Here is a 17,985-nt window from a genome sequence, read left to right on the forward strand (position 1 = left end):
GTGGCCGGCACACTAGTCAATATGAACTATCCTCGATCAAGACAAGAGCCGGTTGCAGCAAGCCGAGAACCGCAACGCGCTCAATGTTTGACGTGGTTTATAAGTCGGCACTTGGATGTGGAGTGACCCGTAAAAACTCGCTCTTGCGGCAGGAGCGCAGGGCTAATTTCCGGCGTCGGACATGTCACATTTTTCCACTCCCTTCGTCCTTGTGAGCGAAAGGAGATTTCAATGCGACCGCTGCTTCTTGCCCTTTCCGTCCTCCAGCTTTTCAACGGGGTGCTGATGCTGGCTGCACCACCGCTCTGGTATAGCGTCATACCCGGTGTCACGGAGACTGGCCCGTTCAATTCCCATTTCATTCGAGATATCGGCCTTGGCTTTCTGAGCGCCGGCTGCGCGCTGGGCATGGCGAGCTGGTATGCGGCGATTGCACGGCCTCTGGTGGCTGTTGCCAGCGTCTTCCTGCTCGGCCATGCGCTGCTGCATCTCGCCGAAATGGGGCTGCATGGAACCGGTCCAGCCCATGCGATGCGGGATATCACGCTGATCGTCGTGCCGGCCTTGATGCCGCTTGCCGTGTTCAAGCGGAGGACCTCCCATGTTTAGGCGGCTCTTTCGGAATGCCGCGCGCAAATTCGGCGCGCGCTATGATTATGATGTCGGCTATATGGAAGATCTCGCCGAGTTGAGCCCGGGCGGATTCGCCAAGCTCGCCTTGCTCACACCCTTCACGCAGGAGCGTTTCGGCGTACCGGCTGCACCTTATTATGCTGCGAAATTCATCGCGGCGCGCACGGCCGGATGTGGGCCCTGCACCATGCTGGTGGTTCGCATGGCGGAGGAAGCCGGCGTCAGCGCACAGCAGCTCGCCTCGATCGCCCGGCCGGGTTCGGCGGATGCCGACATGCGGCTTGCCGCCGACTATGCGACAGCCGTTCTCGCGAACTCGTTCGACCTTGCTGACATGATTGAGACGGCGCGGTACCGCTTCGGGGAAAAAGGCCTCTGGGGCCTTGCTTCAGCCGTCGCCGCCGGCCAATTCTACCCCACCTTAAAGCGGGGCGTCGGCGCGGCGCTGAGCTGCGACTTGCTGCCGGCTGAGTTTCGGGAGGTCGCATGAGAGCGCCTATGGGGAGGGATGTCGGGCCGATGCCGGAGGCGCTGCGCCGCCGGCTGGTCCGGCTCGCCTATCGCTATCTCGGTTCGGTGAGCGACGCTGAGGACGTCGTACAGGAAGCCTCCATCAAGCTCCTTGCCAGCGAAGGTGTCCGCGACCGCGAGGCGTGGCTTGCCCGCGTCGTCACCAATGCCGCGCTTGATCGGCTGAGGCAGCTTAAGGCGCGGCGGGAGACCTATATCGGGCCCTGGCTGCCGGAACCGGTGGTCGAGACGGAGAGCCCGAGCGATCGCGAGCTCGACATTTCCTTCGCCGTCATGCGCACGCTCGAGACATTGTCGCCGCTCGAACGCGCGGCCTTCTTCCTGCATGACCTGTTCGGCATGGATTTCGACACGGTGGGCGAGACGCTCGACCGCTCGCCCGCCGCTGTCCGTAAGCTCGCCTCGCGGGCCCGGCAGGCAGTGAAGGAGGGGCGGCCACGCTTTGCGGCGCGACCTGCCGACGTGGAGCGGCTGTTGATGGCGATCAGCGCTGCTGTGCAAAGCGATTCCGTCGACGCTCTTGCCGCCGCACTGGCCGAGGATATCGAGTTGATCTCGGACGGCGGCGGCAAGGTGATCGCGGCGCTCAGGGTTCTTCATGGCCCCATGGAAGTCGCAAACTTCCTCATGCACATCGCCCGCAAGCAGCCGGATGGCGGATGGCGTTTCGGACCCGCCCAGGTGAATGGCGGCGCCGGTATGCTGATCAGTTCCGAGGTCGGCCTTGACACGGTGATGGCCATCGACCTCGATACCGAGGGGCGGGTTGCGGCGGTCTATCTCGTGCGGAATCCGGAAAAGCTCGCCCATGTGGTGGGAAGCTGAGCCGGCGTTGCCACCGTGAAGGCTGCGCTTATGCCTTTGGCGAAACTGCGCTGATCGTAGGCCATGCTTCAACTCGTCCAGCCGGCTACAGTCCGAACAGATCATCATTGTGATAATCTTGCGCCAGCCAAGGTCGATTCGCAGGTGTCGGGATTTTCGCCCCGGAGCCAGGCACGCGTGGTCGTGATACAGGTAAGGAGGCAGCGATGCTGAAAACCGATACCCGCCAAGCGAATTGGCGCCGTGCCAATCCAGGCAAATATGATGCTCACCTCGCCGTGCAGCGAGCAATCAAGGCAGGCGAGCTGGAAAAGCAAACCTGCGAGGTCTGCGGGGTCGAAGCGGTCGATGCCCATCATGATCAATACGACGAGCCCTTAAGGGTGCGGTGGTTATGCCGACGCCACCACACGAGGCTGCACCATTATGGCGAAGACATGTTTCCGATCAGGAATGCACTTTAGAGGGCCGGATCAATCTGGTCTGTATTGGAACGCCGCTCCTCGACATCAAGCCCGATCGCACCATGTTCAAGCCGATCGCGCCGCCGCAGCCCGGAGACTTTCAGGTTGGAAGCGAAACGGCGCGTGTTTGCAAAAAGGGATAGCCGCCGAAGCTCCCGAACGACCACTGAGGTAATTGTGATGTACGCCACGAGGAACATAGGGCAGGGCGACAAGCGCACCTTCTATCGCGAACTCGCAGGCCAACTTCAGGGGCTGCTTAAAGGCGAACGCGACGCCGTTGCCAATGCCGCAAACCTCTCGGCGCTTGTCTTCGAGCTCGTTGCCGATCTGAACTGGGTGGGCTTCTATTTCCTGAGATCCGAAAACGAGCTGGTCCTCGGCCCGTTCCAGGGCAGGGTCGCTTGTGTGCGCATTGCCGTCGGCAAGGGAGTCTGCGGTACAGCGGTTGCGGAAGCGCGTTCCGTGCTGGTTCCGGATGTCCACGAATTTCCCGGACACATCGCCTGTGACGCCGCTTCCCGATCGGAGCTGGTGATCCCGCTGGTCAAGGACGGCGGAATTGTCGGCGTGCTCGATCTCGACAGCCCCACGCCTCATCGTTTCAATGCCGAGGATCAGGCCGGGTTCGAGGCGCTCGCCGCAATCTATGTCGCCGCGAGCGTTCTCTAGAGCGATTTTAGATGACCGTTCCAACGGATCAGTCGACTGCGACCATCACGTCGGAAGCCTTGACGACGGCATAGGCATTTCCACCGACGGTGAGACCGAGTTCGTCCACGGCTTCGTTAACGATGACGCCATTGCCGATGTCAATGCGGACATGGGCGGTCGTCGCGCCTTTGGTCACCTCGATAATCTTGCCTTTCAGGCGATTGCGGGCGCTGATTTTCATAATGTTCTCGTCGTGCCGTCCAACTATCCGGCGGATTCGATCGCAGGCACGGTTTTCCGGATCACTGCCGAAGAACTGGCGGCAGCCGATGCTACGAAGTCTCCGACTACAAGCGTATCGAAACGGTGTTGGCGTCGCGAACCAAAGCATGGGTCTACGTTAAGGCCTGATCTGTTCCTTCATGCCGCCCGAGGAATGCCTCACCATCCGGCCTCAGAGCACGCCCTTCCTCAAGATGAAGTTTCCATAGGGGCGCGATTCAGCCGTCTGAATGATCGCAAACGATCGCATGGCGATCGGATAGTAAGCGAACCTCTCGACAGGTTGGCTGGCGATCGAACGCACTTCTGCCTCACTGCAAACGGCGATGACCTCCCTGTGCACTTCGAGCAACTCGCCTGGCGCGTCGACGGCCTCCATATGCATCAGCGGCGTGTCGCCGAATGTGTCCAAGGGCATCATTTTAAGGATCCCGCGAACTGCAGTCGGTGCATCGACCCCCTCCAAGATGAGAAGCTTTCCGCTTGTGGTTTGGGTCGCCACCCGAAAGCCTGAGAAGTTTCGATCGACGATGGCCAATTCGTCGCCATGACCCATGGAGGCCATAACCCACAACAAGTCGGCCGTGACGAACTGCGGGACGCCTTTCAGCATGTCATTTCCCTCCCAAGAGATGATCACCAGTTGGATCGTATCCGCAAAAAAACGATTGCGCAAACGTTTCGATGGCGTTAGCGTGATCAAATTCGCGGATCCTTGGAGAGCCTGTTTAAAGGTTGGAAATCCGCCTGGGAGGAAAATTTGAGACGCTTTGTTGTTGTGCTGCCGGCAAACGCCGGAGCGCGCTCATGACGACGATTTCCGAAGTTGCAAAGGCGGCCGGAGTTTCGGTCTCCACGGTTTCCCATGTTCTCAACAAGACGCGCTACGTTTCGCCCGAGAAGGCGAAGCTCGTCATGGAGGCGGTGGACGAGATCGGATATATCCCGAACGCGGTTGCGCGCTCTCTCAAATTATCGTCGACGGGCACGGTCGGCCTGGTCATTTCCGCCATTTCGAACCCTTACTTCAGCGACATCATTTGCGCGATTGAAGCCGAGTGTTCCAAGCGAGGCTTGATCGTCTTCCTATGTGATACACAGGACGATCCAGATCGGGAACTGGAGCTCATCCGGCATCTGCATCAGCGTCGTGTCGACGGCATTATCCTTGCCGCTTCAGGCGCTCCTAAAAAGTCGCTGGACTATCTATTTGAATGCGATGTTCCCTGTGTGCTCGTCGACAGGCTCTCCGATGATCGTTTCGATCAGGTCGGAACCGACAACACGGCGGCAATCCGCATGCTGGTCGATCATCTCGTCACGCTCCATCACCAACGGGTTGGGATCATCCTCGGCCAGCCGGGATTTTCAACGACCGTCGAGCGCACTGAGGCTTTCCGCGCGGCTATGGCGGAGAAGGGAATAGAGGTCCCGCATGCCTTCATCAGCAATGGCAACCGCAGCACGGCTGACGCCACCGCTTCGACACACCGCTTGCTGGAGTTGACGGAGCCACCCACAGCAATCCTTGCCTCAAACAATCTTGCGATGATCGGCGCGATGAGAGCCATTCGGGAACGGGGGCTACGCGTTCCCGCGGATATTTCAGTGCTCGGAATCGATGATTTCGAATGGGCAGATTACTTCGAACCGCGCCTGACGCTGATGGCCCAGCCTTGCGATGAGATCGGCAGGAAGGCGGCGGACTTGCTGATTGCGCGGATCGGCAGCAAGCACCGCCCGCGCGAGACCGTTCGACTGTCGCCGGTTTTGCGGGTGCGTGAATCGTGTGGAGAAGCAGCATGAACCAGGTTGTTCTTTCGGCGAAAGGTATCACCAAGCATTTCGGCGGCGTTCAAGCGCTGCGTGGCGTGGACTTCGATCTTAAAGTGGGTGAAATCCATGCCCTGCTTGGAGAGAATGGTGCGGGCAAATCGACGTTGATGAACCTGATGTCCGGCGTGCACACGCCGGACCAGGGAGAGATCTTCATCGATGGCAAACCCGCCCGATTTCACAGCCCGCGGGATGCACAAGCGGCAGGAATTGCAACGATTTTCCAGGAATTGGATCTCGTCTCGAGTTTGAGCGTCGCGGCCAATCTCTTTCTTGGGCGTGAGCTTGTCCATCCACATGGCATGCTCGACGGAAAGGCGATGCTGCGCGAAGCGCGCAAAAGACTGGAGGCAATCGACCGATCGATCGATCCCTCCCAGCTTGTAGGCGAGCTTTCTATCGGCCAGCGCCAGGTCGTCGCCATTGTCAAGGCGCTGTCCTATGCATCCCGCGCTCTGATCATGGATGAGCCGACAGCGGCATTGACGGTCGGCGAAGTCGATCGATTGTTCGATATTATGCGCGGGCTCGCATCGTCAGGCGTCGGTATCGTCTATATTTCGCATCGCCTCGAGGAAGTGCCGCAGATTGCCCATCGCGTGACAGTGATGCGCGACGGCAAGGTCGCCGGCGTTACCGAGCCGAACGCGCCGCAAGCCCAACTGGTGCAGCTTCTTGTCGGTCGTCCGTTGAACGAACTTTACCCGCCTCGATCGGATCGCGTCGGAGACGTGTTGCTGAGGATGCGTCAGGCCTCCTTCCGGCCGCACCGTGCGTCACCCGGGTGGCAGGCGCCATCAAAGATCGACCTCGATGTTCACCGCGGTGAAATTGTCGGCTTGGCCGGCGTGATGGGTGCAGGGCGAACCGAGCTTCTGAGCGCTCTTTACGGGACAGGCGTGCCGGGCAGGTGGCAGGGTGAGGTTACCATTGGCGGCAAACCGGCAAGGCTTCGATCCATCGCCGCCGCGCGCAGGGCTGGTCTCGCATTCGTCACCGACGACCGGCGCGGCGCCGGACTGATGCTGCGTATGTCCGTTGGCCTCAATCTCGTCATGTCGATCATTCGCCGAATTTCCCCAAACGGCTTGTTGTCTGCACGTCGACAGGATGATGCGATCAAGAGCTCGTTCGGGAATTTCGACATCCGTCCCAAGAATCCGGAGATCGCAGTGGGTGCCCTGTCCGGCGGCAACCAGCAAAAGGTCGTGCTTGCCAAGGAAGTGCTGGGCAATCCGAGCCTGTTGCTTCTCGACGAGCCGACCCGCGGTGTGGACGTCGGAGCCAAGGGGGAGATTTACGCTCGCTTGCGCAAATTTGCCTCGGATGGATTGGGCATCCTTGTCGCTTCAAGCGAGATGCCCGAGCTGATCGGCCTATGCGATCGAATAGTGGTTCTGCGCAATGGCTGCAGCGTTGCCGAATTTTCCGGCGGGGTGAGCGAACACGACGTTCTGGCCGCCGCCAACGGGAGGGAGGGATGATGTCCGAACAACAAATTACGTCGAGTTCTCCGATTCAACCCGCAAAGCGCATCGATCCGCTTGCGGTCATCGTCCGCTTCCAAAGCCTGATCGGCCTTGTGCTGGTCTTTGCCGGCGGCATCATCTTCTCGCCGCGTCGGCATGGGGTCATCCTGTTCATTCAACCCGACAATATCGCCAACATCGTCCGTGCGGTGTCCGAGACCGGCATCATCGCGATCGGGATGACCTTCGTGATCATAACCGCCGGGATCGATCTCTCGGTTGGGGCGACCCTTGGTCTTGCGAGCGTCGTCACAGCAACATTGATGGTCTCGGGCGGCTTTGGGCTGATTACAACGGTGCTGGCGGTGCTGCTGATGGGCACCTGTTTCGGCTTGATCCAGGGAGCGATCTCAAGCAAGTTTCGGCTTGAAGCATTTATCGTCACTCTTGCCGGTTTACAGGCAGCTCGCGGGCTGGCGCTCGTAGTTTCGGGCAATCAGTACATCAATATTTCCTATGGCGATGGCCCCGGGCTGGCGCCTCCCATCTTTGCGGTTCTCGGCGGTCGATTGTTCGGCAACGTCGTTCCTGTGGCCACGATCGTCTTCCTGATCTTTGCCTGTATCGCAACGCTGGTGCTGAACACGACGAGGTTCGGCCGCTACGTCTATGCCGTTGGCGGCAACGAGCGCGCCGCTCGCATCTCCGGTGTTCCGGTCTCGGCAATCAAGATCGCCGTTTACGCCATCACCGGTTTTGCATCCGCGCTGGCCGGCATCGTCCATGCCGGGCAATTCAATTTCGGAAGCGCCAATGATGGCACCGGTTATGAATTGACGGCCATCGCGGCTGTCGTCATTGGCGGAACCAGCCTGTTTGGCGGGTCGGGTTCCATGGTCGGAACGATCGCCGGCACGATCATGCTTGGCGCCCTCGCCAATATTCTTCAGCTCAACAATATCACCCCAGCCATGCAGTTGCTCGCCACAGCGGCAATCATCGTTCTGGCGGCAGTCCTTCAATCCCTCGTTCGTCGCCGCGAAGGATTGGGCAGATAGTGTGGCGGCATCTCCCGGAAGGTGGATCCGGAACCAATGTGGAGGAGAAAGTAATGACACAGAATGCACTTCGATTTTCGAATGCCGGGCGCATGGCACTTCTCGCCGGTTCGTGCCTTTGTATTGCCGGCGTGGCCCAGGCTGCCGATCCGCTTGTGAAGGCTTGCGCCAAAGACGGCGAATTCGTTGTCGGCTTCTCGCAGGCAAACAACGCGGAGCCCTACCGCCAGCACGTCAACGATGAACTGGAAGCCGCCGCCAAGGCGGTCCCGCAGTTCACACTGCAGATCGCCGACGGGGCGGGCAACGTCAACACTCAGACGTCACAGGTCGACAATTTCATTACCCAAAAGGTCGATCTTCTGTTGATCTCGCCTTTCGAGGCGGCTCCGCTGACGCCCGCCGTCAAGCGGGCAATGGACGCGGGTATCCCGGTCATCGAACTCGATCGCAAGACGAACGGTGAAGCAGGCAAGGATTACACAGCTTTCATCGGAGGCGATAATTACAAGATTGCGCTGGCAGCCGGCGAATATACCAGCAAGACACTTCTTCCAGATGGCGGCGAGGCCGCCGTGCTGGAGGGCCTGCCGAGTTCGACGCCCGCAGTCGAGCGGCTCAACGGCTTCAAAGACGGCGTGAAGGCCAATTCGAAAATCCAGATCGTCGCAGAACAGGCGGCAGACTGGCTGCCGGATAAAGCACAAACGGCGTTCGCAGCCATGCTGCAGGCTCATCCGGATATCAAGATGGTCTATGCCAGCAATGACATGATGGCGGCGGGTGCTCTGCTTGCCGCCAAAGGTGCCGGCAAAAGCGTGAAGATCATCGGCACCGATGGCTTGCCTGGGCCTGCCGGGGGAATTGAAGCAGTCGCAAAGGGCGATTGGTCCGCGACCTTTACCTATCCTACCGGCGCGAAGGAGGCGATCGACATGGCAAAGTCGATATTGCTGGACTGCGCATCGTCTGTTGAGCCGACAGTAACAGTCGATACTACAGCCATCACGCCCGAAAACGCCAAGCAGATGATGGGCAAATAAAGTCCCAGGCTCCCCGGCTGGGCGCGTCTGCCCAGCCGGGTGGGACCAAATCGCTTCGTTGCGCGCTTGCATCGCCGCGGCGTTTGCCAGCAACCAGATCGGAAGCCGCTGTCGCACTTCGCCGGTCTATTGCATGAAACGCGCGCCCATCGGTTGGCGCGCGCATCCATAGCGACTAGAGGCGATAACGGCTGCGTTCTTTTGCGACCTGTTCTGGACTATAGGGGTCGAGCGCGTCATCGAACCTGGTCCATCCCTCTTTGGTGTAGGCGGCTCGGCGCTCGACCGGGTCGACCCAGTTGGATTGCTTGAGGATCGCTTCCGCCTCCGGGACAAGTGCGTCTTGAACCCTGGCTGTGACCAACGAGCCACCCCGGCGAACGCCTTCGGCATATACATTCGCGTCCTCGTCAGAGACGCCGGAACTCGTCATCGCACCGATAATGCCTCCTGTCGCACCGCCAGCGACTGCCCCAGCGGCGGCGCCTGCGGCGGTGGCGGCCAGCCAGCCGGCTGCGACGACAGGGCCGACGCCCGGGATGGCCATCAGACCGAGGCCTGTGAGAAGGCCGCCGGCGCCGCCGACGACTGCACCGATGCCGGCACCTGTACCGGCGCCTTCACCTGCATTCGAATGTTCACCTTGGCGACTGTCGGCATTGTTGGAAACGATGCTGATGTCGCTGGAAGGGATACCGGCGGATTCAAGCGCGCTGACCGCGGAGCTTGCGTCGGTATAATCGTCGAAAAGTCCAGTTACGGTTCTCATAGTCATTTCTCCTGAAGGATTTGTTGGGGTCACTTGGCGACGATGTTGCCCTGGTAGTCGAGTGCGATCATGACGGCCTTGCCGTCCTTCATCCCCGATGCCATCCAGATGCCCTTGTCATCCTTCTTGAGGTCTTTGACGTCGGTATAGCCGGCCTTTTCGATGCGGTCCTTGGCCTGCCCTTCGGTGAAGCTGTTGGCACCTTCGACCGGGGCGGTCGCATTGTTCGACCCAGGCGTTGCAATGGCCGGAGTCTTGCCGTCACTTGTCGTTGCGGGTGCCGTCTGGGCCATGGCTGACAATGCCGAAGCGCCCAGAAGCGCTGCGGCTAGAATGAACTTGTTCATGGGAATTTCCTCTCGTGGCGAACCTCTCAGATCCGTGATCACGAAACCCCATCCGACCCTAATCGTTCCACGTACCAGAACTTAAAGCACGAATGCGAATCTTTGCCTGATTTGCTATTGAACTCGCAAAAGTTTTTCTGCGATCGCTTACTGCTTCGTAGACAAAATGGACCCGATAGCGGCGGCCATTGTTGACGCGGAGTTCACTCACGCCTTTGCCCACCGGCTTTACGTCCCCAGGGTTGGGCACGAAAGTCCTTCAGCGTCTTGGACCGGTTCGGACCCAAAGATCGCGGACAACGTCGCGTCTGCGATGAACGGTCTTCTGGAAACCTGGAGATCGGGTTATGCCGCGTTCAGAAGTTCAGCGCTAACCGGCATTCCCATATGATAGCCCTGGACGCGGTCGATGCGAAGATCCTTGAGCAGGGACAATTGTGCTGCCGTTTCGACGCCTTCCACCAGGATCGTATTCCCGCGATTGCGGATAAGAGCGACCATGTCCTGAAGCATCGTCAACCCGCGCGGGTTGGAGCAGTCGTGCAGGAATGTCCGATCGACCTTCACCGTCTGAAACTCGATCGCCCTCAGCCAGGAGAGGCCCGCGAAGCCGGAGCCGAAGTCGTCAAGCCAGATTTCGACGCCGAGAGTCCGCAGATCTGCAATGCACTTAAGCACCTCCGACTGCATATCCATATCCAGGCCCTCGGTGACTTCCAAGGCCAGCCGCGATCCGCTGACCCCGCAGCGAATAAGAATGTCAGCGACATTCGCAGCAAAGCCGGGGGAACGCAGCTGTATGGGCGACACGTTGACGCTGACGGTCGCCATGCGATCGGTCATCAGAATGTCACGGCATGCCGTCTCGATCGCCCACTTGCCCAATTCGAGGATAGCACCCGTTCGCTCTGCAACCGGAATGAATGTTTTCGGCGAAACCGCGGTGCCGTCCGGCATCCGAAGCCGCATCAAAGCCTCGACAGCTCTTGCTTTCTCATTCGTCAACTCGAAGATCGGTTGATAAACGAGCGAGACCAGTTTGCGATCAATGGCGGCCGTCAGCAGCGGGACGAGTTTACCGGCATTATCGTCCGGGCGAGGCAACAGCGGATCAAACCTGCGAATGCAGTTTCGGCCGCTTGCTTTGGCATGGTAGAGAGCAAGATCGGCCTCACGCACTATTCGTTCGACCTTCTCTCCAACTTTGTCGCGGGTGAAGGCGACGCCAATGCTGACGGTTACGATTGGGCTGTCATCCGGTCGCCCGTCGTGCTCAATCGCAAGAAACTCGACTTCCATTCTGATCTTTTCGGCCAGGCTCATCGCGATCTTGGGAGTTTCGACCGGCAAGACCACGATAAACTCTTCACCACCATACCTGCCTATCATGCCACCGGACGACTCTACGACGGCCTTCAGCACTTTGGCGATGACAGTCAGGCATCGGTCTCCTTCTTGATGCCCGTAGCGATCATTGAAGCGTTTGAAAAAATCGACGTCGATAAGCAACACGACGAAGTCGCGGCGTTCGTCTTTCCAGGCGGCCCAGCATTCGTCGAGCCGCCGATCCAGGGCGCGCCGGTTGCTTATGCCCGTCAGGTAGTCGGTGTTTGAAAGCTCAAGCAGTGATCGTCCACGCTCGGACGCTTCCCAGTGCTGATATCGGGCCTCCGCCGCATTCAGCAACACGTTTCGACGCTCCACGTTCAATCGCCAATTAACGAAAGACGTGAAGACGAAGCACGAAATGTAGAACATCCCGAAGGCAAGCTTGTAGGTTTGGCTTGAAGGAAAAAACGCCTCGATCGTAACGAAAAATGCGCCGAGCACGAAGCTGGAAGTGATCACCGAAAGCCGAAACGGGAAACTGAAAAACAGGTTGGCGCCCATCATGAAGATGGCGCCAAATATCATGTAGTACGACATGGCGGTGACGTCGCTGGTGCCAATCGCCGGGTAAAGCCAGCCCAAATAGCCGGCAAGCAGTGCGGAGGCGCATGTGATGTCCAGCCAGACGGTTTTTGCTTTGGCCAGTCGCAAGGCTTCGAAAGCCAGCAGCGCAATCGTTGCGACGACGAATCGCGCGGCGATCGTCGCAGGCGCAACATCGGGGATAAGCCATCGGTCGGGAAGTGCGAAGGCCACATAGACGGCGACTGCGATCCAAAGACCGTGCCGTGAGCTTCGCCTCCGGACAGCATCATTTTCAGTTTCCAGAGACTTGCGGGCCTCGGCGAACGAAAAGCTGTCGGTTGATTCGTCGCGCTGCACAGGAGCGTCAGCCGCGCTCATGCAACGATACCAGCCTGACTACAATCTAAAGAAGTTAAAAAGTAAGCCATGCTTCGGGCGCCCTCCAAAATTACGTTCGGCAACCTGCAACCGGTTTGTCTTATTACTTAACATTCGTAGAGGCGCAGGTTCCGACCCGCAATAGTAGAATTACCCTTATCCCGTGCAGATTCTAGTCGCATCCCATTTCGAGGTTGATTATGCTTAACGCTATGTCAAGGGAGTCTCGAAATGGCACGAAGTCTTGTCTTGGACGGTGAAAGTCTTGTTGCGCCGGGTGAAATTCGGCGGGCAGCAAGGAGGTTTGCTGCGACAAATCCCAGCGACGTTATCGTCGCGAAAGCCGAGCTTGCCGTCAGCCTCGATCTGTCGATCCGTCAGTTCAGATCCGGCGTCGAGCCTCGTGCGATCATCGAGCGGCTTAGCGAAGCCTTGCATCAATTACGGCGCCGCTTTCATCCGGAGGTGTGGGACGTCATCGTTCCGATCGCGCAATCTCATCCAGTTGCTCACTATCTGCACCAGGATCCATTGACCCGCTGGTCGTTTGAAAAGCCGCGCGGCTATTCCGGCGACGCACGTCTTCTCGACTTTATCTACGGCAGGCCTGAGATCGAGGACGATGTCGCATCATCGAGCACGTTGGGACGTTCGATCTACGCCTACACTCGAAATGCTTCGTCATCCGTCGCAGTAAGAGAGCGTCGAGACATTCTGGCGCGGCGCGTCGACGAAATCGCTTCGGCGCGGCCCGGTTCCACCGAAGTCCTGGCCATCGCGTCGGGGCATCTTCGTGAGGGGCCTTTGTCGCACGCGCTCGGCGCCGGCGCAATCAAACGCTGGGTCGCTTTGGATCAGGACCCGATGAGTGTTGGAACAGTCGCCCGCGATTTCGCCGGCACGTCGGTCGAGGCGCTCAACGGGTCGGTCAAATCCCTGCTTGCTGGGAGGCATGCGCTGGGCATGTTCGATTTTGTTTATGCGGCCGGTCTTTATGATTATCTCCCGGACGCTGTCGCTATAAAGCTGACGAAGAAATGTGTCAGCATGCTTAAGCCTGGCGGCACATTCCTGTTCGCCAACTTCTCCCCGGCCACGGATGTCGACGGCTATATGGAGACATTTATGAACTGGGCGCTGCTGTTGCGCTCGGAACATGAAATGGGCTTGATCGCCAGTGAAAGCGCGGCTGGGGCGGATCTGAAAGTGTCTGTCTGGCCGGGCACGAATCGGAGCGTTGTCTACTGCGAAATTGAAAGACAGCCGTAAGCCGCAGGTTGGCCGAAAGGCAATGGCGTTGCAGGAAACAACGCCGGCGCACAAAAAAGGAGTGGCCGAGAAGCTGGGCTCGGCCGCAACAATGAGCAATAGCGGTAACCGGGTCAGATCAGGCCGTATTGTTCCGCCTTGTTGCGCAGGAACGGCAGCCCCCTTCCCATGACCTCTTCCATATCGCGTGCAACGGGGCGCCAGACGGCCAGGCCATAGGCCACTTCCGGCGGCATGTTGATGAAGCTTTCCATGGCAAGTCCGCCGTTGAAGCCGATTGCGGCGAGCGCGGCGTAGATCGCATCCCAGGGAATGTTGCCATAGCCTGGCGTGCCGCGGTCGCTTTCGGAAAGATGGATATATTTCAGGTGATCGCGGGCAACCAGGATGCCGTTTGCTGCGCCCTTCTCCTCGATGTTCATGTGGTAGGTGTCGAGGTGAACGAAGATGTTATCGGCGCCGACACGCTCCACCATGTCGACGGCCTGCTGGGCCGAATTGATCAGGTGGTTCTCATAACGATTCACGGCCTCGACGCCGAGTTGGATGCCGTACTTCTTCGCGTGCTTTGCGGCAGCGTCGAGCACCTTGGCAATATTGTCGTATTCGCCTTGCGTCGGCGGTATGCCGGTCCGCTCGCCAATGCCGCCGAAGATGACGCCGGACAGCGCCTCGGCGCTCATCTCAGCGGTCTTTTCGATCGCAATCTTCAGGTGCTCAATCGCCGCATCGGGGCGGACGGATGCCCAGGCATGCTCCGGCAGGCCGAGCGAGCAGACCGCGCGCAGCTTGCTCTTCCCAAGCAGCTCCCGGGTGTGTCTGGCATCGACAGCCGGCGCATTGAGCAGCGCAATCTCGATGAAGTCCATTTTATACTGCACCGCTCCGGCAATTGCCTTCTCGGCGCCTGCGCGATCCCAGTTCATGGTCCACATGCTAGTGTGGACGCCGAAACCCTGCATGGTCATATCTCCTATTTCGCGATTGTGATGAACTTGGCCGAGAACCATCGCAGCACCATCACGACGATGAGCAGGATGCCCCAGACGGCAGTGGTGAGATGCTGGTTGGCGCCGAGCAAATTGAGCCCCGAAGAGAGAAGCTGCAGCACGATGAGCGCCACGAAGACGGGCAGGACGCGGCCGAAGCCGCCGAACGGATTGATGCCGCCGAGGAAGCAGGCGAGTACGGTGATCAGCAGATAGGACTCTCCATGGCCGACGCGTACCGAATTGAAGCGCGCAAGCATGATGATGCCGGCCACGGCAGCCATCACGCCGGAGAGCATGTAGACAAGCACCAGGACCTTGCGGGTATTGATGCCTGAATAGCGGGCGGACTCGATATTGGAGCCGATCATATAGGTGGAAAAACCGAGCTTGGATCGCGCGAGCAGGATGTGGCTGGCGATCACGCAGGCGATCAGGATCAACAACGGTATAGGAATGCCGAGAATGCTGCCGTGGCCGATGGGAGCGATGAAGGTTGGGAAACCCGAAATATCGCCGCCGCGCGTCAGGAACTCGCCGAGGCCACGCAGGAAGATCATCATCGAAAGCGAAACGAGGATCGGATGGGCGCGGGTAAAGGCGATGACGAGGCCCATGACCAGGCCGCTTGCCGCGCCGACGACAAGTGCCAGCAGCGAGCCGAGCAGGAAGGCGATCGGGCCGGCATCGATCCCGCCTTTGGCTTGCAGCGTCCAGGCAAGCGTCAGGCCCGCCATGTTGGCAGTGAAGGTGATCGCCAGATTCAGGCCGCCGGTGAGGATCGGCATCAGCATGGCAAGCGTTAGGATGCCGAGCTCGGGAAGCTGAAAGGCGACGGATCCGAAGGTTGCGCCCGTCAGGAAATGTGGCGAGGCGAAACCGAAGACTATCAGCACGGTCGCCAGCGCGGCCAGCGGACCGGCCATATCAGCCCCGAAGATGGCGTTGAAGCGGGCTGCGAGGGTGTTCATCGCTTTTCTCCGCTTGCCGCAGGTTGGCCGTCGGTCGACATGCGGCCCCCAAAGACTGGCGCCAGCGCGCCGATGCGGGCGCTCGACAACGTGATCGCAACGAGGATGATCGCCCCGACGATCATCTTGAAGGCGAAGGGCGAGACGCCCATCAGGTTGAGGCCGTTCTGGGTGATCGAAACGAGCAGCACGCCCAGCACGCAACCGAGCACGGAGCCCTTGCCGCCGCCCAGCCGCGCGCCGCCGAGCACCACGGCAGCCAGGACATCGAGCTCGCGACCATAAAGTGCGTTCGGCACCACCTCCTGTGCGTAATGCGCCTGCATGAGCCCGGCGATGCCCGCCATCAGTCCAAGCCAGCCGAAGGCGATGAACTGCATGGCGCCGATATTGATGCCGAAGCGGCGCGCGCCGTCAGGATTGTCGCCGAAGGCGTAGAGCTGCCGGCCGGTCGTCGTGCGGGTAATGAAGAGCCAGGTGGCGAGCGTGCAGACGGCCATGACGAGAACGGGCAGCGTTATTTCCGCCCAGCTGCCGTCGGCCATTTCCCGCTCGTAAATGACCACGCGCGCGGTCAGCCAATCGGGCAGATTGTAGAGCGATACACCCTTGGTGAAGAACATCAGCAGGCCGAAATAGACGTTGAAGGTCGCGATTGTCGCGACGATCGAGATGATGCGGAAACGGTGGATCAGGAAAGCGTTGATCAGGCCGAGCACGATGCCGATGCCTGCCGCGATCAGGAAGCCGGAGGTCCAGCCACCCCCGCCGATCCGCTCGAGCGCAAGTACGGTGAGATATTGCACGATCGAGGCGGCGACGGCGAAGGAGATGTCGATCCCGCCTGATATCAGCACCACGAGCAGGCCGACGGCGAAGATGATGTTGACGGCGCTGATATTGAGCAGGTCGAAGGCATTGCCGAGTGTGAAGAAACGATCGGTCGCAAACGCCAGGAAGATGCTCATCGCGATGATGACGGCGATGAGCACGCATTCGGTCGTATAGGACAGGAACAGCTTACGCATAGATGGCCGCCTCCAGGCCCTTCAGTGTGGTCGTGCCCGGATCGTGCCAGCCGGCGATGCGGCCCTTTTCCATGTGAATGATCCGGTCGGCGTTGAAATAGACCTCCGGCACCTCGTCCGAGATGAGGATGATTGCCAGCCCAGCGTCGGCGAGACGGGCAACGATTTCGAAGATGCCGGCGCGCGCGCCGACATCAACGCCAACGGTGGGAGCGTCAAGGATCAGCACCTTGGGATCGGTGGCGAGCCATTTGGCGATCGCGACGCGCTGCTGGTTGCCGCCCGAAAGCGTCGAGATCGCATCGTCCTGCTTGCCGATCCTGACGCCGAGATCAGCAATCCAGCCGGCAACGAGCGCGTGCTTCTTATCGGGCGAAATCAGCCGGCCGCTCAGGATGCGGTTGAGCGAGGCCATGACCAGATTGTCGGCGATGGATTGCGGCTGATTGAGACCGAGTGAAAGACGGTCCTCCGACAGATAGGCGACGCCGGCCGCAATCGCCTCGCGGTTGGACGCAAAATGCACCGCTCTTCCCTCCAGTTTAATCGTGCCGGCGGCCGGCCGACGCATGCCGAACAGCGTAAGCGCAAGTTCGGTGCGGCCCGAGCCGAGCAATCCTGTGATCCCGAGCGTCTCGCCACGGCGCAGATCGAAGGAAATCTCCTCGAACTCGCCAGGCCGGGAAAGCTTGCTGACGGAGAGCATGATCGGGTTCTGCGATCGGTCGCTGGCGCGAACGTTCTGATCGAATGTCCGCCCGATCATCAGCTCGGTGATCTTCGACTGTGTCATGCCCCCCACCGGAAAGACCCCGACGAGCGCGCCATCGCGCAGCACCGTGATACGTGAGGAGATTTCCAGCACTTCCGCAAGACGATGGCTGACGAAGACCACGGCAACGCCCGAAGCCGATAGGGTGCGGACGATTGCCAGCAGATGATCGGTCTCCGTTTGGGTGAGCGAGGCGGTCGGCTCGTCCATGAAGACGATCCGGGCCTGCCCGACAAGCGCGCGGGCAATCGCCACGATCTGGCGCTGCGCGATGGCGAAGTCCTTCAGCGGTCTGTCGACCTCGAGGCTGACGCCGAGTCGAGCAAGCGCACCCTCCGCGATCGTCCGGATCGCGCCATAGTTGACGAAGCGTGGGCGCGAACCGGAAAGCGTCTGAAAGGCGATGTTTTCCGCCACACTCATTTCCGGAAAGAGCGCAAGGTCCTGCCAGATGATCTGGATGCCGCGGGACTGGGCCATGCCTGGCGTGATGTGGGGTATCGTCTCGCCGTCGAAGACGATCTCGGCGCCCTCGGCAGGCCGATACACGCCGGAGATAACCTTGATGAGCGTGCTCTTACCGGAACCATTCTCCCCGGCCAGACAATGCACCTCGCCCGGCAAAACCTCGAAGGAGACGTTCTTCAGCGCCTTCACGCCGCCGAATGTCATGTTGATGCCGCGGAGCGAAAGAAGAGGCGGGGCTCTCACGCCCTCATCCGTTGCCGTGCTCATGCCGGTTGCCTGTCCGAT

The 17,985-nt window shown here is 59.8% G+C and carries 19 protein-coding genes and 1 pseudogene; 11 read left to right on the forward strand and 9 right to left on the reverse strand.

The annotated features are described in order from the left end of the window. The first annotated feature begins 231 nt into the window (after nucleotides 1-231). The 6 genes and pseudogenes from K6N12_RS03350 (at nucleotide 232) to K6N12_RS03370 (ending at nucleotide 3,125) form a co-directional block, all read left to right on the forward strand. Nucleotides 232-609 (forward strand): hypothetical protein, encoded by a 378-nt coding sequence (locus K6N12_RS03350; RefSeq protein ID WP_131710558.1) that lies wholly within the window; start codon nucleotides 232-234, stop codon nucleotides 607-609. Then, complete coding sequence (locus K6N12_RS03355) at nucleotides 602-1,123, forward strand: carboxymuconolactone decarboxylase family protein (protein WP_131710557.1); 522 nt, start codon at nucleotides 602-604, stop codon at nucleotides 1,121-1,123. Before K6N12_RS03350 ends, K6N12_RS03355 begins: the two co-directional genes overlap by 8 nt. Then, on the forward strand, nucleotides 1,120-1,989 hold the full coding sequence (gene sigJ, locus K6N12_RS03360) for an RNA polymerase sigma factor SigJ (RefSeq protein WP_206099922.1): 870 nt from the start codon (nucleotides 1,120-1,122) through the stop codon (nucleotides 1,987-1,989). Before K6N12_RS03355 ends, sigJ begins: the two co-directional genes overlap by 4 nt. Before the next feature lie 206 nt (nucleotides 1,990-2,195). After that, nucleotides 2,196-2,453 carry a hypothetical protein gene (locus K6N12_RS03365; protein WP_097629445.1) on the forward strand — a complete coding sequence of 86 codons (258 nt, stop codon included), beginning with the start codon at nucleotides 2,196-2,198 and terminating at the stop codon, nucleotides 2,451-2,453. 26 nt (nucleotides 2,454-2,479) lie between these two features. Continuing rightward, nucleotides 2,480-2,596 (forward strand): annotated as a pseudogene (locus tag K6N12_RS33980) (tRNA (N6-threonylcarbamoyladenosine(37)-N6)-methyltransferase TrmO); the annotation flags it as partial. Between the two features lie 37 nt (nucleotides 2,597-2,633). Then, a complete protein-coding gene (locus K6N12_RS03370; protein ID WP_131710556.1) occupies nucleotides 2,634-3,125 on the forward strand; it encodes a GAF domain-containing protein in 492 nt (163 codons plus the stop codon). Between the two features lie 28 nt (nucleotides 3,126-3,153). Here the strand turns inward: K6N12_RS03370 and K6N12_RS03375 are convergent, their stop codons facing one another. Both K6N12_RS03375 and K6N12_RS03380 read right to left on the reverse strand, forming a co-directional pair. Next, nucleotides 3,154-3,348, reverse strand: a complete 195-nt coding sequence (locus K6N12_RS03375; RefSeq protein ID WP_131710555.1) for a TOBE domain-containing protein — start codon at nucleotides 3,346-3,348, stop codon at nucleotides 3,154-3,156. Nucleotides 3,349-3,561: 213 nt separating this feature from the next. Continuing rightward, nucleotides 3,562-4,002 (reverse strand): RbsD/FucU family protein, encoded by a 441-nt coding sequence (locus K6N12_RS03380; protein ID WP_131710671.1) that lies wholly within the window; start codon nucleotides 4,000-4,002, stop codon nucleotides 3,562-3,564. A 194-nt stretch (nucleotides 4,003-4,196) separates the two neighbouring features. Between K6N12_RS03380 and K6N12_RS03385 the strand changes: the two genes are divergently transcribed. Genes K6N12_RS03385 through K6N12_RS03400 form a run of 4 tightly spaced genes read left to right on the forward strand, consistent with a single transcriptional unit; the run spans nucleotide 4,197 to nucleotide 8,795 of the window. Then, on the forward strand, nucleotides 4,197-5,195 hold the full coding sequence (locus tag K6N12_RS03385; protein WP_097629442.1) for a LacI family DNA-binding transcriptional regulator: 999 nt from the start codon (nucleotides 4,197-4,199) through the stop codon (nucleotides 5,193-5,195). Beyond that, a complete protein-coding gene (locus tag K6N12_RS03390; protein WP_183854177.1) occupies nucleotides 5,192-6,709 on the forward strand; it encodes a sugar ABC transporter ATP-binding protein in 1,518 nt (505 codons plus the stop codon). Before K6N12_RS03385 ends, K6N12_RS03390 begins: the two co-directional genes overlap by 4 nt. Next, nucleotides 6,709-7,752, forward strand: coding sequence for an ABC transporter permease (locus tag K6N12_RS03395; protein WP_054185452.1), 1,044 nt, complete (start codon nucleotides 6,709-6,711; stop codon nucleotides 7,750-7,752). Before K6N12_RS03390 ends, K6N12_RS03395 begins: the two co-directional genes overlap by 1 nt. 53 nt (nucleotides 7,753-7,805) lie before the next feature. Beyond that, nucleotides 7,806-8,795, forward strand: a complete 990-nt coding sequence (locus K6N12_RS03400; RefSeq protein ID WP_054185432.1) for a substrate-binding domain-containing protein — start codon at nucleotides 7,806-7,808, stop codon at nucleotides 8,793-8,795. Nucleotides 8,796-8,970: 175 nt separating this feature from the next. Here K6N12_RS03400 and K6N12_RS03405 read toward each other — a convergent pair whose 3' ends face one another. The 3 genes from K6N12_RS03405 to K6N12_RS03415 form a co-directional block, all read right to left on the reverse strand. Next, a complete protein-coding gene (locus K6N12_RS03405) occupies nucleotides 8,971-9,564 on the reverse strand; it encodes a general stress protein (RefSeq protein WP_131710553.1) in 594 nt (197 codons plus the stop codon). A gap of 29 nt (nucleotides 9,565-9,593) precedes the next feature. Further along, nucleotides 9,594-9,911 carry a hypothetical protein gene (locus K6N12_RS03410; RefSeq protein WP_003591967.1) on the reverse strand — a complete coding sequence of 106 codons (318 nt, stop codon included), beginning with the start codon at nucleotides 9,909-9,911 and terminating at the stop codon, nucleotides 9,594-9,596. Nucleotides 9,912-10,256: 345 nt separating this feature from the next. Continuing rightward, the gene (locus tag K6N12_RS03415; protein WP_131710551.1) at nucleotides 10,257-12,203 is read right to left on the reverse strand and encodes a putative bifunctional diguanylate cyclase/phosphodiesterase; all 1,947 of its coding nucleotides are present in this window, start codon (nucleotides 12,201-12,203) and stop codon (nucleotides 10,257-10,259) included. 231 nt (nucleotides 12,204-12,434) lie between these two features. Between K6N12_RS03415 and K6N12_RS03420 the strand changes: the two genes are divergently transcribed. Then, on the forward strand, nucleotides 12,435-13,472 hold the full coding sequence (locus tag K6N12_RS03420) for a class I SAM-dependent methyltransferase (RefSeq protein WP_131710550.1): 1,038 nt from the start codon (nucleotides 12,435-12,437) through the stop codon (nucleotides 13,470-13,472). A gap of 113 nt (nucleotides 13,473-13,585) precedes the next feature. On the opposite strand, the gene K6N12_RS03425 is transcribed toward K6N12_RS03420, so the two are convergent. The 4 genes from K6N12_RS03425 to K6N12_RS03440 are packed head-to-tail and all read right to left on the reverse strand — an operon-like array spanning nucleotide 13,586 to nucleotide 17,967. After that, nucleotides 13,586-14,434, reverse strand: a complete 849-nt coding sequence (locus K6N12_RS03425) for a sugar phosphate isomerase/epimerase family protein (RefSeq protein WP_097629457.1) — start codon at nucleotides 14,432-14,434, stop codon at nucleotides 13,586-13,588. A gap of 11 nt (nucleotides 14,435-14,445) precedes the next feature. Continuing rightward, a complete protein-coding gene (locus K6N12_RS03430) occupies nucleotides 14,446-15,432 on the reverse strand; it encodes an ABC transporter permease (RefSeq protein ID WP_131710549.1) in 987 nt (328 codons plus the stop codon). Further along, nucleotides 15,429-16,460, reverse strand: coding sequence for an ABC transporter permease (locus K6N12_RS03435; RefSeq protein ID WP_131710548.1), 1,032 nt, complete (start codon nucleotides 16,458-16,460; stop codon nucleotides 15,429-15,431). The genes K6N12_RS03430 and K6N12_RS03435 overlap by 4 nt, the downstream gene beginning before the upstream one ends. Further along, nucleotides 16,453-17,967 carry a sugar ABC transporter ATP-binding protein gene (locus K6N12_RS03440; protein ID WP_131710547.1) on the reverse strand — a complete coding sequence of 505 codons (1,515 nt, stop codon included), beginning with the start codon at nucleotides 17,965-17,967 and terminating at the stop codon, nucleotides 16,453-16,455. The genes K6N12_RS03435 and K6N12_RS03440 overlap by 8 nt, the downstream gene beginning before the upstream one ends. Between the last annotated feature and the right edge of the window lie 18 nt (nucleotides 17,968-17,985).

Source organism: Rhizobium redzepovicii (assembly GCF_019793435.1).
Lineage (GTDB): Bacteria > Pseudomonadota > Alphaproteobacteria > Rhizobiales > Rhizobiaceae > Rhizobium > Rhizobium redzepovicii.